This window comes from Nocardia uniformis NBRC 13702 (genome assembly GCF_001613345.1).
GTDB classification, from domain to species: Bacteria; Actinomycetota; Actinomycetes; order Mycobacteriales; family Mycobacteriaceae; genus Nocardia; species Nocardia uniformis.
Genome location: NZ_BDCE01000067.1, coordinates 130,153 through 153,865, shown reverse-complemented (window position 1 = coordinate 153,865; position 23,713 = coordinate 130,153). Strand labels below are relative to the sequence as shown.

At 66.2% G+C, this 23,713-nt stretch carries 25 protein-coding genes; 12 read left to right on the top strand and 13 right to left on the bottom strand.

Going from position 1 to position 23,713, the window contains the following annotated elements:
* Positions 1-364: 364 nt before the first annotated feature.
* The 3 genes from NU1_RS25530 to NU1_RS25520 all read left to right on the top strand — a co-directional run bounded on the left by NU1_RS25530 (position 365) and on the right by NU1_RS25520 (position 4,091).
* On the top strand, positions 365-1,585 hold the full coding sequence (locus NU1_RS25530; protein ID WP_067524985.1) for a cysteine desulfurase family protein: 1,221 nt from the start codon (positions 365-367) through the stop codon (positions 1,583-1,585).
* Positions 1,585-2,709, top strand: coding sequence for a tRNA 2-thiouridine(34) synthase MnmA (mnmA, locus tag NU1_RS25525; protein WP_067524983.1), 1,125 nt, complete (start codon positions 1,585-1,587; stop codon positions 2,707-2,709). Before NU1_RS25530 ends, mnmA begins: the two co-directional genes overlap by 1 nt.
* 332 nt (positions 2,710-3,041) lie before the next feature.
* Positions 3,042-4,091: a methionine synthase gene (locus NU1_RS25520; RefSeq protein WP_067524981.1), complete on the top strand. Its 1,050-nt coding sequence runs from the start codon at positions 3,042-3,044 to the stop codon at positions 4,089-4,091.
* Positions 4,092-4,100: 9 nt separating this feature from the next.
* Here the strand turns inward: NU1_RS25520 and NU1_RS25515 are convergent, their stop codons facing one another.
* From NU1_RS25515 to NU1_RS25505, 3 genes are read right to left on the bottom strand one after another with little or no spacing between them, the layout of a single operon-like run.
* Entirely contained in the window at positions 4,101-4,304 is a 204-nt protein-coding gene (locus tag NU1_RS25515) for a DUF397 domain-containing protein (RefSeq protein ID WP_067524979.1), read from the bottom strand.
* A gap of 45 nt (positions 4,305-4,349) precedes the next feature.
* On the bottom strand, positions 4,350-4,553 hold the full coding sequence (locus NU1_RS25510; RefSeq protein WP_067524977.1) for a DUF397 domain-containing protein: 204 nt from the start codon (positions 4,551-4,553) through the stop codon (positions 4,350-4,352).
* Complete coding sequence (locus tag NU1_RS25505; RefSeq protein WP_307644807.1) at positions 4,543-5,601, bottom strand: helix-turn-helix domain-containing protein; 1,059 nt, start codon at positions 5,599-5,601, stop codon at positions 4,543-4,545. The genes NU1_RS25510 and NU1_RS25505 overlap by 11 nt, the downstream gene beginning before the upstream one ends.
* A gap of 30 nt (positions 5,602-5,631) precedes the next feature.
* On the opposite strand from NU1_RS25505, the gene NU1_RS41750 reads away from it, so the two are divergent.
* Positions 5,632-5,793 (top strand): hypothetical protein, encoded by a 162-nt coding sequence (locus NU1_RS41750; protein ID WP_157553008.1) that lies wholly within the window; start codon positions 5,632-5,634, stop codon positions 5,791-5,793.
* 2 nt (positions 5,794-5,795) lie between these two features.
* Positions 5,796-6,155 carry a hypothetical protein gene (locus tag NU1_RS25500; RefSeq protein ID WP_067525113.1) on the top strand — a complete coding sequence of 120 codons (360 nt, stop codon included), beginning with the start codon at positions 5,796-5,798 and terminating at the stop codon, positions 6,153-6,155.
* 139 nt (positions 6,156-6,294) lie between these two features.
* On the opposite strand, the gene NU1_RS25495 is transcribed toward NU1_RS25500, so the two are convergent.
* Positions 6,295-6,801 (bottom strand): TetR/AcrR family transcriptional regulator, encoded by a 507-nt coding sequence (locus NU1_RS25495; protein ID WP_245720309.1) that lies wholly within the window; start codon positions 6,799-6,801, stop codon positions 6,295-6,297.
* Positions 6,802-6,956: 155 nt separating this feature from the next.
* Between NU1_RS25495 and NU1_RS25490 the strand changes: the two genes are divergently transcribed.
* Positions 6,957-7,802: an SAM-dependent methyltransferase gene (locus NU1_RS25490; protein WP_067524970.1), complete on the top strand. Its 846-nt coding sequence runs from the start codon at positions 6,957-6,959 to the stop codon at positions 7,800-7,802.
* A gap of 2 nt (positions 7,803-7,804) precedes the next feature.
* Here the strand turns inward: NU1_RS25490 and NU1_RS25485 are convergent, their stop codons facing one another.
* Entirely contained in the window at positions 7,805-8,173 is a 369-nt protein-coding gene (locus tag NU1_RS25485) for a hypothetical protein (RefSeq protein ID WP_245720302.1), read from the bottom strand.
* A 29-nt stretch (positions 8,174-8,202) separates the two neighbouring features.
* The gene (locus NU1_RS25480) at positions 8,203-9,456 is read right to left on the bottom strand and encodes an AAA family ATPase (RefSeq protein WP_212761793.1); all 1,254 of its coding nucleotides are present in this window, start codon (positions 9,454-9,456) and stop codon (positions 8,203-8,205) included.
* A 102-nt stretch (positions 9,457-9,558) separates the two neighbouring features.
* Here NU1_RS25480 and NU1_RS25475 point away from each other — a divergent pair, with 102 nt between their 5' ends.
* Positions 9,559-10,359: an ArsR/SmtB family transcription factor gene (locus NU1_RS25475; RefSeq protein ID WP_067524968.1), complete on the top strand. Its 801-nt coding sequence runs from the start codon at positions 9,559-9,561 to the stop codon at positions 10,357-10,359.
* A 29-nt stretch (positions 10,360-10,388) separates the two neighbouring features.
* Here NU1_RS25475 and NU1_RS25470 read toward each other — a convergent pair whose 3' ends face one another.
* The 3 genes from NU1_RS25470 to NU1_RS25460 are packed head-to-tail and all read right to left on the bottom strand — an operon-like array spanning position 10,389 to position 12,713.
* Positions 10,389-10,808, bottom strand: coding sequence for a PPOX class F420-dependent oxidoreductase (locus tag NU1_RS25470; RefSeq protein ID WP_067524966.1), 420 nt, complete (start codon positions 10,806-10,808; stop codon positions 10,389-10,391).
* 51 nt (positions 10,809-10,859) lie between these two features.
* Positions 10,860-12,098, bottom strand: a complete 1,239-nt coding sequence (locus NU1_RS25465) for a cytochrome P450 (protein ID WP_067524963.1) — start codon at positions 12,096-12,098, stop codon at positions 10,860-10,862.
* A 24-nt stretch (positions 12,099-12,122) separates the two neighbouring features.
* Positions 12,123-12,713 (bottom strand): TetR/AcrR family transcriptional regulator, encoded by a 591-nt coding sequence (locus tag NU1_RS25460; protein WP_067525106.1) that lies wholly within the window; start codon positions 12,711-12,713, stop codon positions 12,123-12,125.
* A 231-nt stretch (positions 12,714-12,944) separates the two neighbouring features.
* Here NU1_RS25460 and ligA point away from each other — a divergent pair, with 231 nt between their 5' ends.
* Positions 12,945-15,083 carry an NAD-dependent DNA ligase LigA gene (gene ligA, locus NU1_RS25455; RefSeq protein ID WP_084521788.1) on the top strand — a complete coding sequence of 713 codons (2,139 nt, stop codon included), beginning with the start codon at positions 12,945-12,947 and terminating at the stop codon, positions 15,081-15,083.
* 385 nt (positions 15,084-15,468) lie between these two features.
* Positions 15,469-15,975, top strand: a complete 507-nt coding sequence (locus NU1_RS25450; protein WP_067525103.1) for a GNAT family N-acetyltransferase — start codon at positions 15,469-15,471, stop codon at positions 15,973-15,975.
* Positions 15,976-15,996: 21 nt separating this feature from the next.
* Here NU1_RS25450 and NU1_RS25445 read toward each other — a convergent pair whose 3' ends face one another.
* Positions 15,997-16,647 (bottom strand): ACT domain-containing protein, encoded by a 651-nt coding sequence (locus NU1_RS25445; RefSeq protein WP_067524961.1) that lies wholly within the window; start codon positions 16,645-16,647, stop codon positions 15,997-15,999.
* A 242-nt stretch (positions 16,648-16,889) separates the two neighbouring features.
* Here NU1_RS25445 and gatC point away from each other — a divergent pair, with 242 nt between their 5' ends.
* Positions 16,890-17,186, top strand: coding sequence for an Asp-tRNA(Asn)/Glu-tRNA(Gln) amidotransferase subunit GatC (gene gatC / locus NU1_RS25440; protein WP_067524959.1), 297 nt, complete (start codon positions 16,890-16,892; stop codon positions 17,184-17,186).
* Positions 17,186-18,709 carry an Asp-tRNA(Asn)/Glu-tRNA(Gln) amidotransferase subunit GatA gene (gene gatA / locus NU1_RS25435; RefSeq protein WP_067524957.1) on the top strand — a complete coding sequence of 508 codons (1,524 nt, stop codon included), beginning with the start codon at positions 17,186-17,188 and terminating at the stop codon, positions 18,707-18,709. Before gatC ends, gatA begins: the two co-directional genes overlap by 1 nt.
* A 256-nt stretch (positions 18,710-18,965) precedes the next feature.
* On the opposite strand, the gene NU1_RS25430 is transcribed toward gatA, so the two are convergent.
* Entirely contained in the window at positions 18,966-19,853 is an 888-nt protein-coding gene (locus NU1_RS25430; RefSeq protein WP_067524955.1) for an SDR family NAD(P)-dependent oxidoreductase, read from the bottom strand.
* A gap of 111 nt (positions 19,854-19,964) precedes the next feature.
* On the opposite strand from NU1_RS25430, the gene NU1_RS25425 reads away from it, so the two are divergent.
* The gene (locus NU1_RS25425; RefSeq protein ID WP_067525101.1) at positions 19,965-20,573 is read left to right on the top strand and encodes a TetR/AcrR family transcriptional regulator; all 609 of its coding nucleotides are present in this window, start codon (positions 19,965-19,967) and stop codon (positions 20,571-20,573) included.
* Between the two features lie 142 nt (positions 20,574-20,715).
* Here the strand turns inward: NU1_RS25425 and NU1_RS25420 are convergent, their stop codons facing one another.
* Together NU1_RS25420 and NU1_RS25415 are read right to left on the bottom strand one after the other, a co-directional pair.
* Positions 20,716-22,128, bottom strand: a complete 1,413-nt coding sequence (locus tag NU1_RS25420; protein ID WP_245720301.1) for an alpha/beta-hydrolase family protein — start codon at positions 22,126-22,128, stop codon at positions 20,716-20,718.
* A gap of 455 nt (positions 22,129-22,583) precedes the next feature.
* On the bottom strand, positions 22,584-23,639 hold the full coding sequence (locus NU1_RS25415; protein ID WP_067524951.1) for a hypothetical protein: 1,056 nt from the start codon (positions 23,637-23,639) through the stop codon (positions 22,584-22,586).
* Positions 23,640-23,713: the final 74 nt, after the last annotated feature.

Here is a 23,713-nt window from a genome sequence, read left to right as displayed (position 1 = left end):
CCGCCCAGCAGGGGGCCGGTGAATCGAGTCGCGGAAAACACAACCCATCGATGGATCCGTCCCGCCCGACCAGTGCCGCGGTCTGCAGGTCCCCCCAGCAAGCCGAAGTCCTCGATTAGCAGCGCCATACCTCACCAACGCCGATTCGCCGGCCGACGCGGGGCTGATACCCGCAGCAGCGCATGTACGCGTGGTGATAGCTGATCTCGGTCGGCGCGATAGGGATTGGACGGCCAACCCGGGGTGGAATATCCGGCGGGTGCGCGCGGGTTGCGCATCGTGGGTGCATGGGTCGAGAAATCGTCGAGCCAGCCCGGATACCCCAAGGTAGTGCAGGTAGAGAGTGGGATAGGCTTTATCGGTCATGAAGTCGGTTTACCCGGGTCCGGTCGGTGCCCAGACGGTCTACCTCGATCACGCGGCCACTACTCCGATGTTCCCGGTCGCCATCGAGGCGATGACGGCTGTCCTGGGGCTCGCGGGGAATGCTTCCTCGCTGCACGGGTCGGGGCGGGCGGCACGGCGGTGGCTCGAGGAGGCGCGTGAATCGATCGCGGCGAATCTGGGGGCTCGACCGTCCGAGGTGATCTTCACCTCCGGTGGGACCGAGAGTGACAATCTCGCCGTCAAGGGGATCTATCGGGCGCGGCTCGATGCCGATCCGAAGCGGTCCCGGATTCTGGTGAGCGCGGTCGAACACCACGCGGTGCTGGACGCCGTGGAGTGGTTGGAGCAGCACGAAGGCGCGCGGGTCACCTGGCTGGATGTGGACTCCGAGGGAGTCGTATCACCGCGGACGCTGCGCGACGCGCTCGCCGCGTATGCCGACGAAATCGCCCTCGTGAGTGTCATGTGGGCCAATAACGAGGTCGGCACGATTCAGCCGATCAACGAATTGGCGGCGGTGGCACAGGAGTTCGATATTCCCATGCACAGCGACGCGGTGCAGGCCGCGGCGCAGCTGCCCATCGACTTCGCGGGCAGCCGACTCGCGGCGGCCAGTTTCGCCGGACACAAGGTGGGTGGACCGCACGGGGTCGGGGTACTGCTGCTGGGTCGGTCGGTGCCGTGTGTGCCGCTGGTGCACGGCGGCGGACACGAACGTGATCTGCGGTCGGGAACCTCGGATGTGCCCGCGGCCGTGGGGCTGGCGGCGGCGCTGCGGGAGACCGCGCGCGGAATGTCGGGCCGTGCGACCGAATTGGGGCGGCTGAGTGGTCGTCTCATTGCCGGAGTCCGCGACGCGGTACCTGATGCGGTGCTGAACGGCGCGACCGGAGAACATCGCCTGCCGGGCAATGTGCACTTCACCTTCCCCGGTTGTGAAGGTGATTCGCTATTGATGCTGCTGGATGCGGCCGGAATCGAATGTTCCACCGGATCCGCCTGCAATGCGGGGGTCGCCGGGCCCAGCCATGTGCTGCTCGCCATGGGGGTGGAACCGGGGCTGGCGCGCGGATCGCTGCGCTTCTCGCTGGGACATGATTCGAACGATGCCGATGTGGATGCCGTACTGGCGGTATTGCCACAGGTGGTGGAAAGAGCCAAGGCTGCCGGACTGGCCAGTGCGAAGGGAGGGTATTGATGCGAGTACTTGCCGCGATGAGCGGTGGCGTGGATTCGGCGGTGGCCGCCGCCCGCGCCGTCGACGCCGGACATGAGGTGGTGGGCGTGCACCTGGCGCTGTCCGCCTCGCCCGGGACACTGCGCACCGGATCGCGTGGTTGCTGCTCCAAGGAGGACGCCGGAGACGCGCGCCGCGCCGCCGATGTGCTCGGAATCCCGTTCTACGTTTGGGATTTCGCCGACCGGTTCAAGGAGGACGTCATCGACGATTTCGTCGCGTCCTACGCCGCCGGGGAGACCCCGAATCCATGCCTGCGCTGCAACGAGAAGATCAAGTTCTCGGCGCTGGCCGACCGTGCGCTGGCGCTCGGCTTCGATGCCGTGGTGACCGGGCATTACGCCCGCCTCGAGGACGGTGTGCTGCGGCGGGCGGTGGATGAGGACAAGGACCAGTCCTATGTGCTCGCGGTGCTGACCGCCGAGCAGCTTTCGCGTGCCATGTTCCCCGTCGGCGATACTCCGAAGCCGCGTATTCGCGAAGAGGCCGCCGAGCGCGGCCTCGCGGTGGCGAATAAGCCGGACAGCCACGACATCTGCTTCATCCCCTCCGGCGATACCCGGGCCTTCCTGGGCGCGAAGATCGGTATCCGCCCGGGTGCGGTGCTCGATTCCGACGGCACCAAGCTCGCCGATCACGAAGGCGTGCACGGTTTCACCATCGGTCAGCGCAAGGGGCTGGGTCTGCCGGGTCCCGCCGCCGACGGTAAGCCGCGCTACGTCACCGATATCGACCCGGATTCCGGCACCGTGCGTGTCGGTTCCGCCGAGGATCTGCACGTGTGGACGGTGCTCGCCGACCGCGCCATCTGGACCTCCGGGGAAACCCCCGACGGACCGATCGAATGCACCGTCCAGGTGCGCGCGCACGGCGGTCTCGCCGCGGCGGTGGTCGAACCGGTCGACGGCGGTCTTGTGGTGCGCCTGCGCGAACCGCTCACCGGTGTCGCACGCGGGCAGGCGGTGGTCATGTACCGGTTGGATGCCGAGGGCGGCGATCTCGTGCTCGGTAGCGGCACCATCTCCGGTACCGAACGTGAGAAGCACTCGTACGCGAACGAATTGGTGTCCGGCACCGCCGAATGAGTGGTGACGCACCATGGTCAGGCGGCTATGGACCCCGGTTGTTCGGCCGGTGAGTCGCCCCGTCGTTCTGTCCAGCGGAACAACCCCGTCGTTTCGGCCTTGTTCCGACCAACGGCACACCGCCGGAACAGCCCCGTCATTCCGGCATGCTTTTGGCCGGAATCCACCTCTGGTCGGCAGCGGATACCGCCCGAACCGCACCGGGATGACAGGCTGGGCCAGCGGTGCCGAACCGACACGGCAGTTTCGCGTGCCGGACGATCGGCGAATGTGCACGTCGGGATACCGACGTGCACACCGGTGACGACGCTCGAAAGGCGAAGTGAATCCAGTTGAGTGACAACGGCACAGACGAGCGCGGCGCACTGCCGGGTGGGATCGCGACCGGAGTCGGATCGTGGCCCGGTGACGATATCCGCGAGGCGACCGCGACCGTGGTCGGTGAACTCGGGGATCTGCCGCATCTGGTGGAACTGCCCGATCGCGGGGTCGGCGCGGACATGGTCGGCCGCGCCTCGGCCCTGCTGGTGGATATGCGGTTCGACACCACCACCCGCGGTTACCGCCTGGCCGTCCGCCCAGGGGGCGCGGCCCGCCGCTCCCGCGACTTCCTGCGCCGAGATCTGGACACCCTCGAAGAAGCCTGGGAGACAGCCGGTCTCACCGGCACCGGCCGTACGATCAAGGTGCAGGCAGTAGGTCCCCTGACCCTCGCCGCCCAGGTGGAACTGCCACTCGGGCACCGGGTACTCACCGATTCCGGTGCGGTGCGCGACCTTTCGGAATCCCTGGCCGAGGGCCTGGCCAAGCACGTCGCCGAGGTGGGTAAGCGCCTGGGCGCGAAAGTCATTGTGCAGCTGGACGAACCCATGCTGAATGCCGTTCTGGAGGGTTCGCTCGTCGGCCCGAGCGTGATGAACACGGTGCGCGCCGTCCCCGCCCCGGAAGCGCAGCATATTCTCGACACGGTCATCACCGCGCAACCCGGCCCGGTCCTGATTCACAGTTGCGAAGAGCCACCCGCCCTGGACTTCCTCCGTGGCACCGCCACCGCCGGAGTCGGTTTCGACCTCGCCACCATCCGCACCGCCGACCTCGACGCCCTCGGCGAACTCCTCGAATCCGGCCGCCACCTAGCCCTCGGCCTCATCCCCACCACCGCCCCGGCAACCCCCGTCACCTGGCGCGAACTCGCCGAACCCGGTGTGCGCCTGATGGACCGCCTCAGCTTCCCCCGCCGTCGCCTCGCCACCCAAATCCTGGTAACCCCCGCCTGCGGCCTAGCCACCACCTCCCTCGACTGGGCCCGCAAATCCCTCACCCTCGCCACCGAGATCGCCACCGCCTACACCGACGAACCGGAAGCGCTGACGTTCGACTGATGTGCAGGGCTAGTTCAGGTCGAACTCGCCAGCGCGCATGCCTGCCGTGAAGGTGTCCCATTCGGCCGAGGAGAAGATCAGCGCTGGACCGCTCGGGTCCTTGCTGTCGCGGACGCCGACGCCGCCGGTGACGAAGGCCACCTCCACACACTCCTGCCCGCCTGCGCTGGAGCTGGACTTGAACCACTTCGCGTGCGATAGATCTAGCTTCACGCTCCCACCTTTACCCTGGTCGCTCGCGGCCCAGTTATTCGGGCGCTAGTTCAGGTCGAACTCGCCAGCGCGCATGCCTGCCGTGAAGGTGTCCCATTCGACCGGGGAGAAGATCAGCGCTGGACCGCTCGGGTCCTTGCTGTCGCGGACGCCGACGCCGCCGGTGACGAAGGCCACCTCCACACACTCCTTGGCCGCGTCGCTCCGGGTGCTCTTGAACCACCGTGCTCCGGATAGGTCAACGTTCACGTTCGTACTCCCTTGCAATCTGGCGCAGCATATTTCTGCTGCTCACCTCGTCCAACGTCGCGTGCTGGATCGCCTGGAACGCCTGATCGTATTTGCGGACGTCCTCTTCCTTCTCCAGGTACATGTCACCGGTGAAGATCGGAACGTATACGACTCGCGGTTCGGCTGGATCGCCGAAGCCCAGCACAATGAAGGGTCCGGTGAGGCGACCGCTCGGAACACCGGCGGTGAACGGCAGAATGCGGATCGTCACGTTCGGTCGCGTACTCAGGTCCGCGATATGGCGTAGCTGCGCGGACATCACACCGCGTCCGCCGATTACGCGCCGAAGCACGAACTCGTTCAGGACGACATCGACTGTCGCCGAATGAGTTTTGCGTGTGATCAGGATTTGTCGCTGCGCCCGCATCCGCACCCGCCTATCGTGGTCGGCGGCGGTTTCTTCAGGGTACCCAGATCGGACGAGCGCTCTCGTGTAGTCGGCGGTCTGGAGCAGTCCCGGAACCAGTTCGACGTTGTAGGCCGTGAAATTGCGGGCCGCTGCCTCCAAACCCATGTACACGTCGAAGCTTTGCGGGATGAGATCCCCGAAGTCATGCCACCAAGACTTCACTTTCGCTTGTTGAGCCAACCCGAGCATCGCCGCCGTGGTCGTTTCGTCGGCACCGTAGACGCGGCACAACGCCTCGACATCGAGCACCCGAACCCGACCGGTGCCCTTCTCCAGCCGCTGCAGGGTGCTCGAACCGTGTTCGATCAGCTTCGCGGCTTCGGTAATCGTCATGCCCGACTGTAGGCGAAGATCTCGCAGGTACCGACCGAGTTGCCTTCGGGGAAGCGTGGACTCGATTTCGGACATCGCTGATGCTCCGTTTGGGTGTGAAGTGCTCGTGTTCTGGGATTTGTGATGAGTGCGTTTGGATAAGTGTGCGCCGTGGTTCGGGCGTGGTTCTGGGCTTTCGGAAGATTCGTTCTGGGTTTCCCGAAACGTGTTGCCCTGAGATGTATCGCGGCATGTGCTGGTGTCACGTCTCTCCAGGCGTTTCACAACCCGCCGATGATCGGAAGGACCGACATCATGGAACTTCTCGTATCCACGCTCGCCGCGCTGCTGCTTGTGATGGCGGCCGTATCCAATAGCACTCGCCCGGCTCGTCATCGTGCAGGTTCCACCGTCGCCGAGATTCAGGCCCGCCTCGCCTCCGAATCCCGCACTTATCTGCCGCGTCGGGGGTGGTGATCGTGCTCGAAGTACCAACCGCCCTCGGCTACCTGCGTTCCGACATCTCTGGCATACGCCAACCGTGGGACGACACACACATCCGCAGCCTCGCGAGGCGGCTCGGCTACACGTTCGCCAAAACCGTTGTGTTCGGCGCACATACCGACCATCCACTCCAACGACTCGTCAATGTCGCCAAGGCGACCGATGTCGATGCCGTTGTGGTGCCGAGCCTCGAGCATTTCGGCGGAGAGTTGCCCGATGAGTTGGTGGCCGTCGCCGACGTGATCACCGTATCGCCCGAGCAGACCTTCGCACGCTGGATCTCCCGCCCGATGCAGCCACCGATGCGGGTGGGCGATGGCCATGCCGAGGGCTAGTGAACCGCTGGGCCGCAGGGGGTATCGCGTCGTTGACACTTTTCGTGCACTATCTCCCCTGGAAGCGCGGAATTCGCCTGGACAGTGCTGATAGTGCACGAAACAGCCCACTCCGCCAGGCCGCCGCTCTGTAGCGGCTTCAGCTCTTGGCGAGGATACCCGCCGCGATGCGTGTGGCCGCCGCGTAGCGCTGCTCATCGGTGAGGGGTAGGTCCCCCATCATCGAGACGCTCCAACTGATGGCGAGCAGCGCCTGCCGTGCGTGGAAGATGGCGAGGGGTTCGCTTTCGGGTTCGGTCATGAGATCGCCCAGCGTGCGAAACTGGTAGCGCAGGCTGGTGCCGAAGCCGAGATCGCGGAAGGCGGGCTGGTTTTCGTGCCAGAACCGGACCATGTCGGAACCGAGGCCGTGGAGCAGTGCGCCATAGCGGGTGAGGATCTCCCGGGCCCGTTCGGATCCGGGCGGCGTGGATTGCGCCCAGTTGACGATCTCGTCAATGCCGCGGCGCAGGTCCTCGGAGAGGCTGACCACGATGTCTTCCTTGGTGCGGAAGTGGTAGTAGACGGCGGCCTTGGTGACGCCGAGGCGGTCGGCGATCTCCCGCAGCGAGGTCCTCTCGTAACCACGTTCGGAGAACAATTCCATTGCCACGGAACGGATTCGCTCCCGCGTATCGCTGCGACGCCCGTCCATCGAATCCTTCCGTAGTGCTTGACGACCGGCCGGTAGGAGCCTAGCGTCCCAGTTCGAGTGAGATTACTAGCCGGGCGGCAAGTTAGTTGCTCGGAGGGGAGGGCGTTATGGATGAAGCATCGACGCGAGTCCCGGTTGCGGGGGTGGCAATGACCGCGATCGGAGTGGCTGTGATCCGGGCACGCGAATCCGCACGGACTGATCGCCTATATGACGACCCCTTGGCGCAGTGGTTCGTCGATGCGGCGCGGGAGGGGTTCACGGCGGAGCGGTGGGAGCGGGTGGACGCGCTGTCCGGCCAGTTCTACGAGGGGCGGACCGTCGGGGTCCGGCTGGTTGATGATCGGGTCCGGGAGGCGGTTGGTCAGGGGATTCGGCAGATCGTGTTGATCGGGGCGGGCCTGGATACTCGCGCGTTTCGCATGGAGTGGCCCGCGCAGACACGGATCTTCGAGGTCGATCTCCCGGAGACATTCGGGTTCAAGGAACCTGTGCTGCGGAAGGCTGAGGCGCGTCCTCGGTGTGAACGGCAGGTCGTAGCCGTGGATCTACGCGACGAGTGGGCGGAAACCCTTATTGCGCAGGGATTCCGCGTCGATCAGCCAACGCTCTGGGTGGACGAGGGGGTGCTGGGCTATCTGTCCGCTGAGGAAGCTTTGCGGGCGGCGGCCATCATCACCGAACTGTCCGCTCCGGGAAGCAATTTCGGTGCCGGACGATTCACCACCGAGGTGAACAGTGGCCGGTATGCCGAACTCCACCGCTTGGTTTCCGGCGATGACGCCCCGCCTCGCTTGCCCGGTGGTCTCGGCCCGGATATCGAAGTCTGGTTCGACGAGAATGGTTGGAGTACCGAGTTTTTCGGTTGGGACGATCTCGTAGCAGCCATCGATCGACCAGAGGCTGCCGTGCACGATCCGGGTGTCGGATTCATTCGGGCGGTCCGTCGCTGACGTCAGCCGTGGAAGGGTGACCCCGTTCCCCGGCGCGCACCCGGATGGTCGGGGAACCAGTGTTGCGGCTTACCGGAGGGGTAGAGGACCGGGATCTGCTCGCCCACATACGGCCAACGGTTCACATCCCAGACGAAGCGTCCGTAGGCCTCGTACGCGACCAGGCTCGGTCCGGAGATATTGCCGGTGATGGTGACGTACTGATCGTCGAGTGCTTCGGGGCGCGGGCTGATGCCGGTGACGTACAGCGTCCCGGACTCTTGTTCGCCACGCCCGCTGAAAGGGTTGCGCCCGCGCCAGAAGTAGCCGATGGCCAGGACGAGCGCCGTGGCCATCATCAGCACGAACATGAGTTGTACCAGCATGCCCATGCACTCAGGCTAGCGTGCCGGGGGTGCGGTCAGCGGGCGGTCAGTTCGGTGGCGCCGTGGTCGTTGCGGCGGAGCTGCCAGACCGTGGTGCGCTTGGATTGGGAGCGGCCGTTGCCGCGGTCGATGAGGGCGCGGTTTCCGGTGGTGAAGATCAGTTGTGCGCCCTGGGTGTTGGTCTCGGGGTTCTGGAAGAGCTGGATGAGGCGGTCGGCGGCGTCGCCGGTGAGGTGGGTGTCGATATCGTCGACGGCCAGTACGCCACCGGTGTCGAGGGTGTCGAGAATGGGTGGCAGCAGGCGCAGCAGGGCGACGGTGGCGGTGGATTCGTCGGTGATATCGAAGGCCGTATCGATGCCCTCGTGGACCAGGCCCAGGCCGACGCCGCGGCGGGCCACCATGCGGGAGTAGAGGGCGTCGCGGGCGGCGGTCAGGTTGGCCAGTTCGCGCTGTAGCACGGTGATGGTGAGGCCGTGGTCGCGCAGCAGTACCTCGGCGCGGGCGGGGGAGGAGGTGGCGGCGTCGACTTCCTTTGCGGTGGTGGCGATATCGTTGTCGAGATCACGCAGGTAGTCGGCGTACATCGGGTCGTTCTCGGGAATCAGCAGATCGGTGATGCCGAATTCGGCGGAGCGCAGCAGGGTGAGCAGGCGGGCGGCGTGCTCGGTGGAGCGGGAGACGTGACTGCCGAGGCGGTGTGCGACGGCGTGCGGATCCTGTTGCCCGCGTTGTACTTCCAGCAGTGACTGGAACCAGCGGTAGGCGGGGACCAGCGCCTCGGCGTACAGCTGCCCGGACAGGCTGAGTAGCAGGGCATTCGGGCGCACCAGGGGCACCAGGGCACCGATACCGAAGCGGGCGGCCTCGAACAGCGGGCCGATCCGAATATCCTCGCCCGACCGTTCGAAGACGATCCGTTTGCGGTGGTGCGGATGGGTATGCAGCCATTCGGCGGTGACATCGGCATTGTCGAGCCGGAAGCCGTAGGTGTACGGACAGCCCTCGGCGACGAAATTGGCCACGAATTCCGTTGGCTGCGCGGTGAATCCGAGATGTGGGGTACGGCCCGGCCCGGCATAGGGATCCCACCCGCTGACCGAGTTCAGCACCGCGTCGCGCATATGCCAGAGCGCGTCGATCAGGCTGGTCTTCCCGGTGGCGGCCGACCCGTGCACGGCGGTCACCGGAACGGCGACCGGCCCGCTACCGCGGGTGAGCCGCAATTCCTGGGGTTCGGCGAGGGACCTGTGGTTCGTCACCTGAAAGCTGCGCAACACGATGGTCATCCTGCCGGTAGGCGACGCAATGCGCGAGCGCGGGTTGACATGCAACCAAATGGTTGCCTAAGCTGAGTTGTGCAACCATTGGGTTGCCTATGGAGGTGAGGCATGGACGAGGTGTTCCGGGCATTGGCCGACCCGAGTCGCCGCCGCCTGCTCGACAGTCTCAACGAACGCAATGGTCAGACCCTGCGGGAGCTGTGCGAAGGGCTGGAGATGACCCGCCAGGCGGTGAGTAAGCATCTGGCGGTCCTGGAGGCGGCCAATCTGGTGACCACCCGCCGCCACGGCCGCGAAAAACTGCACTACCTCAATGCCGAACCCGTCAATGCCATTGCCGACCGCTGGATCCACCGCTACGACCGCGGGCGGGTACGTGTACTCGCCGACCTCAAAACCGCATTGGAGAGCGCGACCATGAGCACGGAAGAATTCGTCTACACCACCTACATCAAGACCACGCCCGAAGAGCTGTGGGTGGCCCTGACCGACCCGGCATTCACCATCCGCTACTGGGGTGCCATCTTCGATACCGATTGGCAGCCCGGCTCGCCCATGGTGTGGGAGCAATTCGGCTGGGTGAGTAAGGATCCCGAACAGGTGGTCCTGGAATCGGAGCCCTACCGCCGGCTGTCCTACACCTGGCACTCGGTCGACCAGGCCTTCGGTGAGCAGTTCGAATTCAGCCCGGACGAGGTCGCGAAGATGGCCGCCGAACCCCGTTCGAAGGTCACCTTCGACATCGAACCCCACGGTGAGACCGTGAAACTCACCGTCATCCACGACGGCTTCGGCCCCGACAGCGTCATGCTCGACGGTGTGCGCAATGGCTGGCCCGCCATCCTCTCCAGCCTCAAGACGCTGCTGGAAACCGGTGCGACCCTGCCGGAACCCGAAAGCGCGGAGTAACTTTCGAATTCGGTGACCCGCTCGCGCCCTCAGGGCAGCATGCCGTAGACCCGGTTCGGTGTAATCCGCACCACGGCGCGCCGATCGGCCACCATGGCACGGCGGTAGTCGTCCCAGTCCGGGTGCTCGCCGCTGAGAGCGCGGTAATAGGCGATCAATTCCTCGACCGTCGCATCATCGGGATCGGCCGCCACCGGTGACAGCTCCGCCGTGCCCTCCAGCACCGCGTAGGCCCAGAAATCATCCTGGGTCACGTGTATCGCGGCCCACGGTTCACGGCGCAGATTGTGGTATTTCGCCCGGTCGGCGGTAATGGAGATGCGGATGACACCGTCGTCGGTGACCCAGTGCGCCACATTCGACAGCTGGGGACGGGTGTCCTTGCGAATGGTCGCGAGGACGGACTGCTGGTGAGTGCGCGCGAAGGTGACGGCGGTCGCTATATCCATAAGCCGTGCAACCCCACCCCTGGGACCGGTGTTCCCAGAGGTGGGCGGTTCTCAGCGGGTATTCATCGGCAGCGAGCGCAGCCCGCGCAGGACGGGGCTGGGGATGCGGACCGGCTCGCCCGCGCGGGTGAGGCCGGGCACCCGGGCCGCCAGAATTTCGAGGGCGATCGCGGCCTCCATTCGAGCCAGCGCATTGGCTATGCAGTAGTGGATTCCGATGCCGAAGGCGATGTGGTCGTTGCGGTTTCGGTCCAGCCGGAAATCGTCGGGGGAGTCCCAGTGCCGGGGATCGCGGTTCGCGGAGCCGAGCAGGGGTAGCACTCGGGCCCCGGCGGGAATTGTCACGCCGTGCAGGGTGACGTCGGTTGTGGTGATGCGCAGCAGATTCTGCGCGGGACCGTCGTAGCGAAGCGCCTCCTCGACAACGGTCGCCGCACCCGCCGGATCCTCGGTGAGCTGCTGCCACAGGTCCGGCCGATCCAGCAGTGCGAGAACGGCATTGGAGATCAGATTGGTGGTGGTCTCATGACCGCCCACCAGCAGCAGGATGCAGAAGTTGACCAGATCGAAGAGATTCAGCCTGCCATCGGCGTCGGGGGTGATCAGGAGACTGATCAGGTCATCGCCCGGGTGCCGTCGACGGCGGCGGATGGTGCGGCCGAAGAAGACTCTGATGGCAATGGCGCTGGTGACCATGCGGCGGGTATTGCCGCCGGTGAGCAGGCCGTCGGTGAGATCGTCCGACCAGCGCTTGAAATCGTCTCTCCGTTCGGCCGGAATGCCCAGGAGTTCGGCGATCACCACGGTCGGCAGTGGTCCGGCCAGGTCGCGCACCAGATCCACCCGTTCGCCCCGTGCCGCGCGGGCGAGGAGCTCGGCCACCAGACCCTCGGTGATTTCGCGAATACGCGGTTCCAGGGCCGACATTCGGCGCGGTGCGAAGGCGCGGCTCACCTTCTTGCGGAACCGGGTGTGCTGTGGCGGGTCGCTGGTGAGCAGGGTTCGCACGGGCGGCAATCGATTGACCAGCCAGGTCACCCAGCGTGGCAGCTGTTGTCCCGGATTGAATGGATTGTCCGAGAAGTCCTCCGCCGCATAGAGATCGGAGGAGAAGCGCACATTGTCGCGAAGCGCCATGACCACATCGTCGTAGCGGCTGAGGAGCCACAGATCGGGTGCGCTGGTGTGGTGTACCGGCGCTTCGTCGCGCAGCCACCGATAGTGTGGGTACGGGTCGGCGATAACCGCGGGATCATTGAGATCAAATGTGGCGGTGGTGATGTCGGCCATGATGGCCCTCCCTGGGGTTGGGGATCAGGGTGCCGCGCCGATGGCGGCGCGAAGTGTGTCGACCCACTGGCGGACGAATCGGTCGTCGTCGATGCCGAAGGGCGGATCGTCGTAGAGATAGGTTGCGGCCCAGTAGTTTTCGAGCGCTCCCTGCCAGATGGTGGTGATGGCCTCGAAATCGCGTTCGATATCCGAGGATTCGGCCTTACCTGCCAACCAGTCGGCGAGAAACCGGCGTGACGGCGCGAACAGTCGCTCGCGAGCCTGTGCCATTACCGCCGGGAACTTCTCGCTCTCCTTGGTCATGACGCGAATCAGGTTGCCCCAGCTGTGCAGAATCATCAGCGAGCCGCGGGCGATGAGCGTCAGCTCGGCCTCCAGATTCCCCAGCGAGAGAATCGGCGCGAGCGCGAACGCGCCCTCCGATCCTGCCACGGCACGCTCGACGGCGGCGGCGAGCACCTGCTCCTTGGAGCCGAAGTGGGTATAGAGCGCACCGGAATGCGGTGAGAGACCGGCCGCCTTCTCAATGGCGGCCACCGACGTCCCCGCATAGCCCTGTTCGGCGAACAGGCGCAATGCCTCGTTGAGAATGCGATCGCGGGTACCGTCCACCGCCGGGTTCTCCAATCAACCACTTGGATATTTCCATGGTGCGCTTGTCAATGCCCTCATGTCTCGACTCGCGCCGTGATTCGTCCGAAAACCGCTGTCCGGGGGGAAGGCCGACCGTTCCGCAACGCCCGGAGGGCATCGTGCCGACCGGTCGCAATTCGACGGCGATAACGGCGCGACGTGCGGGAATGTCGCACCGAGCTGTCGGTGGGCTCCGCTAGGGTGCCTATTGTGAGCGAATCGGGTATGGAGATCACCCCGGCGAGTGGGGACGTGCGCGTGGAGTGGCAGCAACTGGCGGAGGAGGTTCGCGACCACCAGTTCCGCTACTACGTCCGGGACGCACCCATCGTCACCGATGGGGAATTCGACGAGCTGTTCCAACGCCTGGAGGCCCTCGAAGCGGCCCATCCCGACCTACGCACACCCGATTCGCCGACCCAGGTGGTTGGTGGCGGATTCACCACCGAATTCCAACCGGTGGACCATCTCGAGCGAATGATGTCGCTCGACAATGTCTTCAACGACGATGAGATGCGCCAGTGGGTCGGCAAGGCGGCGGCCGAGACCGGCTCGGATATCCACTATGTCTGCGAGGTCAAGATCGATGGCGTCGCACTCAACCTCGTCTACGAGAATGGCCGACTGGTACGCGGCGCGACCCGCGGTGACGGGCGCACCGGTGAGGACGTCACCCTCAATGCCCGCACCATCGACGATATCCCGCATGTCCTGAAGCCCACCGACGAATTCCCGGTGCCGAAGCTCCTCGAGGTGCGCGGCGAGGCGTATATGACCCTCGAGGATTTCGCGGCGCTCAATGCCGCCATAGTCGCGGAAGGTAAACCGCCGTACGCGAATCCGCGCAATACCGCCGCCGGATCACTGCGCCAGAAGGACCCCGCCGTCACCGCCAGGCGGAAGCTGCGAATGATCTGCCACGGCTTCGGTCGGATGGACGGTTGGGCACCGACATCGCAGTACGAGGCATATCGGGCGCTGGCTGCCTGGGGACTGCCGGTATCCGCGCACACCGTGCGGGTGCAGGGTGCCGACGCGGTGGTGGAACGCATCCACTACTGGGGTGAACACCGCCACGATATCGAGCACGAAATCGACGGCCAGGTCATCAAGGTCGATGAATTCTCCCTGCAACGCCGCCTCGGCGCGACCTCACGCGCGCCGCGCTGGGCCATCGCGTACAAGTACCCGCCGGAGGAGGCCACCACCAAACTGCTCGACATCCAGGTGAATGTCGGTCGTACCGGCCGGGTTACGCCGTTCGCGGTCATGGAGCCGGTCACCGTGGCGGGCTCCACCGTCGCGATGGCCACCCTGCACAATGCCTCCGAAGTGAAGCGCAAGGGCGTACTCATCGGCGACACCATTACGTTGCGCAAGGCCGGTGACGTCATTCCCGAGGTGCTCGGCCCGGTGGTGGACGCCCGCGATGGCAGCGAACGCGAATTCGTCATGCCCACGCACTGCCCCGAATGCGGAACCGAACTCGCTCCCGCCAAGGAGGGAGACGCCGATATCCGCTGCCCCAACCAGCAGTACTGCCCGGCGCAGCTGCGCGAGCGCGTCTTCCACGTGGCCGGTCGCGGCGCGTTCGATATCGAGGCCCTCGGCTACGAGGCCGCCATCGATCTGCTCAAATCCGGTGCCATCGGCGATGAGGGTGACCTGTTCGATCTCACCGAGGAAAAACTGCTCACCACAACGCTTTTCACCAATAAGAGCGGCACCCTGTCGCAGAACGGCAAGCGGTTGCTCGCCAATCTGGAAGCCGCCAAGGACCGGCCGCTGTGGCGGGTGCTGGTGGGCCTGTCCATTCGCCACGTCGGCCCGACCGCCGCGCGCGCCCTGGCCGCCGAGTTCGCCAGTATGGAGTGCATCGAGGCAGCCTCGGTGGAAGAGCTCGCCGCCACCGACGGCGTCGGCCCCACCATTGCCGTCGCGGCCAAGGAGTGGTTCGACGTCGACTGGCACCGCGCGATTGTCGACAAGTGGCGGGCCGCGGGCGTGCGGATGGAGGATGAACGCGACGAGTCCATCGAGCGCAACCTCGAGGGTATGTCCATCGTGGTAACCGGTTCCCTGCAAGGGTTTACCCGCGACGGGGCCAAGGAGGCGATCCTGATCCGCGGCGGCAAGGCGGCCAGTTCGGTCTCCAAGAAGACGGCGTACGTCGTAATCGGCGATGCCCCGGGTTCGAAGGCCGCCAAAGCGGAAGAACTGGGCGTCCCTATCCTCGACGAGGACGGCTTCCGGCTCCTGCTCGAAGGCGGTCCCGAGGCTGTGCGGGGTCCGGACGTGTCGGAGAAGGACCCGGATGTGGCCGAGAAGGACCCGGACGCGGGGGAGTAGGCCCGGCTACACGACGGGGCCTGGCTTCCGCCAGTTTGATGGGACCGGCTGTCATCGATGTGGGCCGTCCGGAATGACGAGGGTTGCCCGCCGGAATGGCGAGGGTCGCCCGCCGGAATGACGAGGGTTGCCCGCCGGGCTGGCGAAGGGTGGGCCGTCCGGAATGGCGAGGGTCGCCCGCCGGAATGACGAGGGTCGCCCGCCGGGCTGGCGAAGGGTCGGCCGTCCGGACTGACGAGGGAGCCTGCTGGAGACAAGGGTGTCCCGCTGGAAAGGACAGGGTGGCTCCGCCGGAATGGCGAAGGGTTGCGGCATGTTGGAACGACGGGTATCGGGCGTCGCATGGGAAAGCTCGAGTTCCGCAATGGGTTCGGATGGAGATGAGATGGGTGTGCGGAATGGGGATGTCGAGATTCGGGATGCGCGGGCGGCCGAGTTCGCGGCTGTCGGGGCGCTGACTGTCGACGTGTATGTCGGCGAGGGGCATGTGAACCCCGAAAGTTCCTATGTCACAGAGCTTGCCGATACCGCGACACGCGCGCGAACAGCGGAGATCCTGGTCGCGGTGCGTGAGGGGGAGGTACTCGGTTCGGTGACAGTCGCTCGGCCCGGCACCGAGTTCGCCGATATCGCCCGGGTCGGCGAGTTGGAATTCCGCATGCTCGCGGTGTCGAAGCGGGCGCGCGGTCTCGGACTCGGTTCTGCCCTGGTCGGCAAGATCGTCGAGATCGCGCGGGCCGAGGGGTTCGAGGCCGTCGTACTCACCACCATGGCGACCATGGCCGATGCCCGTCGCGTCTACGACAGGCTCGGCTTCGTTCATGTACCGGAGCGTGATTGGCGCACCATGGCCGGGTCGCCGCTTACGGTCATGCGAATGTCGCTGTCCTGAACCGGCTTCGGCTCCGAAGGATCAGCCGAGCACCGTGGCGATAATGCCCGCCAGGTAGCCCAGTCGCGCCACCTCGGACGGCCGGAAATCCGGTCCGCCGGGGCGGCCCAGCAATAGCACCTTGCCCGTATCGCCGAGCGGTGCGGCGGCGAGTTTGGTGTCCATATCCTTCCAGATCTGCGGTACCCAGTCGGCTTCGGTATCGAGGGTGCACGGCTTTTCGAGCGGCATCCACGGGGTCGCGCTCGCCTGGGTCGAGGGCGCGCTCTGGCTGCCCACCACCCGGTACGCACCGGACGGTCCCATATCGATGACGGTGCTCCAACCGACCCGCAGCACCCGCGGCACCCCGTCGACCAGCACCTGCAACCGGTCGTCGTGTGCGCTGGCCACCTGGTCGATGAGCTCGAGTTCCCGGTGGGTGTCGAGCATTCCGGAGTACGGGCGCAGCGAATCCACGAGGACGTCGGCCAGCGATTCGGCAGCGGTGATCAGGGTGTCCGGCAAAGCTCCGGACGGCACCTCCACCACGATGTCGTCGATCGCGAATCCGTCGCCTCGTTCGACGACATCCAGCGAGAGGATGTCGGCGCCGACCGAGCCCAGCGCGAGTGCGAGCGAGCCGAGACTTCCTGGGCGATCCGGAAGTTGCACGCGGAGCAGATAAGACACGTGCTTTCCTTCTTTCCTATGCGACCGAGACCCTGCGACGAGTACCCGAGTCTGGCAATACTTACACCCCCGAGTGATAGTTATCGACTCGAAGGACTTTCGGTGATGTGGGCCACTCTTCATTGTGGCGGCTATTGAGCATCCGCGCAGCGATCCGGTCCTGTGACGGGCGGCCCCACGCTAGTCGCTAGGCTGTCCATGGCCGAATCACCAAGCTAGAACCACGCGAAAGGGGTCCCGCGGTGCCCGCCATCTCTCGAGACGAGGTCGCACACCTCGCTCGGTTGTCTCGGCTCGCTCTGACCGAGGAAGAACTGGACCTGTACGCCGGTCAGCTGGATTCGATTCTGACCCACGTCAAGGCCATCTCCGAAGTCGCTGCCGCCGATGTCCCGGCCACCGCGTCGCCGAATCCGGCGACCAATGTGACCCGTCCGGACGAGGTTCTGCCCTGCCTCACCCCTGAGGAAGCGCTGTCCGGTGCTCCCGCCGAAGAGGAACAGCGGTTCCTGGTTCCGCAGATTCTGGGGGAGGACTGATGACTACATCATCACGTAGTGATTCCGTGGGGGATGGCGGTCGGGGCTCGGGTGGGCGTGACCTGACCAAACTGTCCGCCTCCGAGCTCGCGGACCGGATCCATGCCCGTGAGGTCTCCTCCGTGGAGGTGACCGAGGCGCACATTCAGCGCATTGCCGAGGTCGACGGCGAGATCAATGCCTTCCTGCATGTTTCCGGCGAAGAGGCGCTGCTCGCGGCCGCCGAAGTGGACAAGTCCATTGCCGCCGGTACGGTCGCCTCGCCGCTCGCCGGTGTGCCCTTGGCGCTGAAAGACGTCTTCACCACCACCGATGCGCCGACCACCTGCGGGTCGAAAATGCTCGAGGGTTGGGTCTCGCCGTATGACGCGACGGTGACCGCGCGACTGCGTGCCGCCGGAATCCCGATTCTCGGCAAGACCAATATGGACGAGTTCGCCATGGGCTCCTCCACCGAGAACTCGGCATACGGGCCGACCCGGAACCCGTGGGACCACAGCCGGATTCCCGGCGGCTCCGGTGGTGGTTCGGCGGCCGCGCTGGCCTCGTACCAGGCACCGCTGGCCATCGGCACCGATACCGGTGGTTCGATTCGGCAGCCCGCGGCCGTGACCGCGACCGTCGGCACCAAGCCCACGTACGGCACCGTCTCGCGTTACGGACTCGTGGCGTGCGCGTCGTCGCTGGATCAGGGCGGCCCGTGTGGTCGCACCGTCCTGGACACCGCGCTGCTGCACGAGGTGATCGCCGGCTACGACCCGCGTGACTCCACCTCGCGCAATGTGCCGGTGCCGCCGGTGGTCGCCGCCGCTCGCGAGGGCGCCAAGGGCGATCTGGCCGGTGTGAAGGTCGGTGTGGTCAAGGAACTGCACTCCGACAACTACCAGCCCGGCGTGATCTCCTCCTTCGACGCCGCCGTCGCGCAGTTGAAGGATCTGGGTGCCGAGGTCGTCGAGGTGTCGTGCCCGCACTTCGAGTACGCGCTGGCCTCCTACTACCTCATCCTGCCGTCCGAGGTGTCGTCCAACCTGGCTCGCTTCGATGCCATGCGGTACGGCCTGCGGGTCGGCGACGACGGTTCGCATTCGGCCGACCAGGTGATGTCGCTGTCCCGCGAGGCCGGTTTCGGTCCGGAGGTCAAGCGCCGCATCATGATCGGTACCTACGCGCTGTCGTCGGGCTATTACGACGCCTACTACGGTCAGGCCTTGAAGGTCCGGACCCTTATCGCGCAGGACTTCGACAAGGCCTACGAGTCAGTCGATGTATTGGTCTCGCCGACCAGTCCGTTCACGCCGTGGAAGCTGGGCGAGAAGGTCAACGATCCGCTCGCCATGTACCTGTCCGACCTGTGCACCCTGCCGACCAACCTGGCCGGGCACTGCGCCATGTCGGTGCCATCCGGGCTGAGTCAGGACGACGGCATGCCGGTGGGGCTGCAGATCATGGCGCCGGCGCTGGCCGATGACCGGTTGTACCGGGTCGGTGCGGCGTACGAGGCCGCTCGCGGGGCTATCGCCTGACCTGAAACTATCAACGCCGGAACCCCTTTCGCGATCGCGAAAGGGGTTCCGGCGTTCAGCGGCGGCTCACATCGGTACCGTCCTCTCGCCATCCCGGTACCGTTCTTTCATCATCCCGGCGTGCCTTTGGCCGGGATCCACTGCTGCGGAAGTGTGGATTCCGGCCAAAGACACGCCGGTATGACGGCCCGTTGTGACAGCCCGTTGTGACGGTTCGAAATGAAGGCTCGGAATGACAGCTCGGAATGACGGCGTGCTATGCGGGCCAGGTGAATTCCGGGTCCCGAACGTAGTCCTGGCGGCGTTGGTCGAGGGCCATGGCGACCATTTCCTGGGCTCCCGGGCCGATGATCTTGCGCAGCGGTGGATTCGGGTCGTTCACCAATGCGAGCAGGCCCGCCGCGCCGACTTCCGGCGCGGCTTCGACCCATTCGGCATTCTCGTCGGCGTCGGTGCTGCCGTCGGTCTCGGTCTCGGACTCCGTCTCGCCGACTTCCGGTGCGGCCGACCGGTCCGGGTAATCCGGCATGCCGAGAATGCCCTCGCGCAGCCCCTGGTAGGCCGGTAGGCCCTCGGGGAACTTCATACTCGACTTGGCCCAATCGGTGTCGAAGCCGCCCATCTGCGCCATGGTGACCGCGATTCCGAAGGGGCGCAGCTCATCCGCGAGTGAGGAGCTGAGACCCTCCAGCGCCCACTTGCTGGCGTTGTAGATGCTGAACAGCGGTAGTGAGCCCACCGCGCCGACCGTGGAGATCTGCACGATGTGGCCGGAGCCCTGGGCGCGCAGGTAGGGCGTCGCGGCCTGCGAGACCCACAGCGCGCCATAGAAGTTGGTGTCCATCTGATCGCGGATCTGCGCTTCGGTGAGTTCTTCGAGCGCGCCGACCAGGCCGTATCCGGCATTGTTGACGATGACGTCGATGCTGCCGGACTTGTCGAATGCGGCCGCCACGGTGGCGAATACGCTCTCCCGGTCGCGAACATCCAAGGGCAGCACCGTCAGTCGCTCATCGGTGAGGTCGTCCATGGTGCGGGGATCACGGGCCGTCGCGACGACACGATCACCTGCGGCCAGGGCGGCCATGGTGAAGGCGCGGCCGAGGCCGCGGTTTGCGCCGGTAATGAACCAGGTTCGAGTCATCGCACTTCCTCTCATGGCGAGACGCTCCGTCTCGTTTTAAGCAACTGTGCCAAGCGATGAGCGTCATGTCAAGACGATACGTTGCGTCTCGTGCAGTGGTACCATGCACTCATGCCCGAGACCCCGAGTGTGGCGCGCCGCAGCGAGCGCGCTCGCGCTGCCATCCTCGCCGCCACGACCGAACTGATCGGTGAGCTGCCCTATGGGAAGTTGAGTATCGAGGCCATTGCCGCCCGGGCAGGTGTGGGCAAACAGACGATCTACCGCTGGTGGCCGTCCAAGGGGTCGGTCGTCTTCGACGCGATGCTCGATAGGAATGCCGGGCCCGACGGGTTGGCGCTGCCCGATACCGGCGATATTCGCACCGACCTCCGGACGCTGCTGCGTGGAACGGTCGTCGCGCTCACCGATCCCGTTTTCGAGAGCTTTCTGCGGGCCATGCTCATCGAACTCCAACAGGATTCCGATTTGGCCGCCACCTATCGCGAACGACTCCTGCTCCCGGAACGCGCCGCCATCGCCGACCGCCTGACGGCGGCCGTCGCGGCCGGGCAGTTGCGCCCTGACACGAATATCGAACTGGCCCTGGACCTGCTACTCGGCCCCGTGCAGAGCCGCTGGACCCTCGGCCTCGGCAATCTCACCGACGATTACGCCGACGCGGTGGTGGACGCGGCGCTCGCCCACTTCACCGCCCAAGCGCCTGATCAGAAGCCCTGAGCGCAAGCCCCTCGTCATTCCGGCGTGCTTGTGGCCGGAATCCACACCCGAATAGCACCGCACAGTGTGCATCCTGGCCGGAAGCGCGTCGGGATGACGGCGCGGTTCGGTCACGAAACGTGCGGTACCTCCGACCACCCACTCAGCAGCCGCCGAGCAGGGTGCCCTGATCGGGGCCGTAGCGGTGGCCGTGCCCGGTGGGAGCATCCAACGCGCCGAGTAGATCGGCGCTGGTCTGTAGGAAGCTGAGGATCGGGAGCCATTGCGGGACAGGGGCGTCGGGACGGGTGCCGGTGAGATCCGGTGCGCGCCACAGCAGCGACGGGGACCAGTGCACGACCGGGTCGGAGGCATTGGCGAGAACCGTCGCACCGCCGTGATGTGCGCGGCCCGCGGGCGGACCCGCCCAGAGCGCAGCACAGGTGCGACGGTCCTGGTCGGCATTATCGGTGAAGATCGAATGACCGCCGACCGCGCCGAGACTCTGGCCGTAGACGTAGAGCTTCGGGGCACGGGGGAGGGTGGACAGGCGCTCTTCGATGGCGGTGAAGAGCGCCTGCGCCGATTGTTCGGCGGCCGTGCGGCCGAAGAGGAAGGTGGCCCAGCTGGGGGCCGACGAATACTGCATGCCGACCAGTGCGACATCGCCGTCGAAGCGATCGTCCAGTCCGGCGGCGGCCTCGGCATCGATCCAGCCGGATCCGGTCGGAATGGTCACCACCAGATTCGCGCGCTCCAGGCCGCCGGAGCGCTCCAACTCCCGCAGCGCCAGTGCCACTCGGGTATTAAGATCCGGGGCCGAATCCAGGCCGACATAGACGCGAACCGCCCGGGTCGGTGTGCCGGCCACGAACCGCCGCCCCTGCGCCCCCAGCGAAGGCCAACTGACCGTGGAAACCGGACTACCTGATCGAGTGCCGGAAATCGGCTGACTGACGCCGGGTTCCAGCGCCGCGTTCGCGGCGGCATAAGCCGATTGCCGCCACTCGATCACCGCCGGTATCGCCGCGAACTGCACCGCCACCGCCAATACAGCGGCCACCACCACACTCCGCTTCCGGCCCAATCGCCGTATCAGCCACCGTATTCCGCGTGCGACTCCCACCAGCACCCCACCGATGAGCGTCGCTCCCAGCAGACACTGCAACCAATATCCGGCGCCGACCGGGGCCACCCCCATGACATCCCGCAACCGCGACTGCCAATACTCGGCGTACCCGGCCATCGCACCCACCGCGACAACCCCGACCGCGAGCGCCCAGAGCCGATATCGCGCGAACACCGCGTCGACATCGATTCCGCTCCGCCGCAGCACGAAACGAACCACCCCGGCGATTCCCAACCCGATGGCGGCCAGTAGTCCGGTGACTATCGCCTGAGCCGACGGCGTGCGCGGTAGCAATCCAGGCGCGAGCGATGCGAGAACGCCCAAGACGATCCCCATCGTGGTGCCGACTCGCGGTGCGATAGTGCCGATGCTTATCCGGCGCAGCCGCGCGGCTTCCTCTCCGCGCTCGGCGGAAGCCGCCCGGTGCCGCATTCGGACGCTGCCCACGCGTCGTGGCGTAACCGGTTGGGGCTGAACTCCTTCAGTGGTTCCCCGTCGACTTCCCGCATACCGGGACTGCTGTCCGGTGGCGGGCCGACCCCCAGCGGTATTCGTGGATGCGAGAGGCGATTCGATGGCTCCGGACTCGGTGCCGCCAGGTGTCGGCTCGGGGTCCCGCCCAGTGGGCTGTCGGGTGTTCCGGGCGGGCCCCGCGGTCCGGCCCGGTACCGGTGCTGTCGCGTCGGATGCGGCTGATTCACGCCGGGGATCGGTAACTGTTTCGACGGCACCGTCATCGGCGCCGTTGTGTTTCGCTTCGATGCCGTGCACGGTGGGCGGCCGGGTGATCCGACCGCGCCCCGTTGTCGTCCGGCCCGGCTGTCGTATCGGGGCGGTCGGGTCGGGGCCTGCCGATTCGCACCGCGGATCGGCAGGCGTTCCGCGCGTATCGGACGCGGTGCTCATGCGGAGACCTCCTGCGGCGCAGTGTGGTTGAGGCGGCGGCGGGTGCTGCGGGCGGCGAATCCGGCGAACGCCAGCGCTGATCCCGCGACGGGGATGGCGGCGGCCGCGTGCACCCGCGGCTCGGATTCGGTGGTGTTGGAACGGGATTCGTTGACCGGAGGGCCGTAGCCCTGGCGGCGGGAATTCAGATCGACGAAGGTATTGGCGATACTGGCCATGGCCTGGCAGCCGGTGCGGGAGACCGTATTGGCGCGGGTGGTGCAGGCGGCGTGCATGCGCTGTTCGAAGGTGGCGTCGAGGGCCTGGCGGGCCCAGGCGGTGAGCGGCTGGCCGCGCGAATCCGCGTAGCGGAGCAGGTCGTAACCGAGATCATGTGCCTTGCAGGTGATCTCGAACTCAGCGGGCAGCGGGACGGGGGAGGAGCATTCACCGTCGGGATTGACCAGGAGGCCTTGCTCGATGGTCGGCTGGTAGCCGGCGCCGGCGGCGAAGTCGGCCGGAATCGCGGCCGTGGCTTGGTCCGGCGAGGTCAGTGCCTCAATCGCGGTACGCGCGGCAGTGTTCTCGGTGTTCTCGGTGTTCTCCGTGATCGCGGCTGCGGCAGCCGGATTCGAATCACCTGCTGTTGCCGCCGCGGTGGGCGCGGTGATGGCGGTGGCGGCCAGCAGGACTGCGGCAGCGGCTGCGAGTAGACCGCCGCGCCGGATCGGTGTCCCCGAGGGAGAAGGTTGCGGGCGGGTGCTCGAGCCGGTGGTGGTTACCCGGCGCGTTGCGGTCGGCGGCTCGGTGGCGGATGCGGTCTGCTGCCCGTCCACCAGCGGCGTGCTGGAGTGCGGGGCGTCCTGCCCTGCCCGTGTCGATGCGACGGATTGCCCGGTGCGCGCCGCGGTGTCGGCGAGGGTTGCGGCGTGCACCGGGCGCGCCACGGCCGCGCCGGGCGTCGTCGTATGTCCGGTGCGCGCCGAAGTCTCGGGTCCGGTCGGCGGGCTGGGGGTGACTGCTGCTCGCACCGAGCGCCGCGGTCGGTCCGGGAGGTCCTGGATCACGATCATGGTTGCCGACGTTATGGAGCGGGAAGGCCTCGGGGCCTCACGCTGTGGGGCGGTTTTCGGGTGCGTGGAGCGAG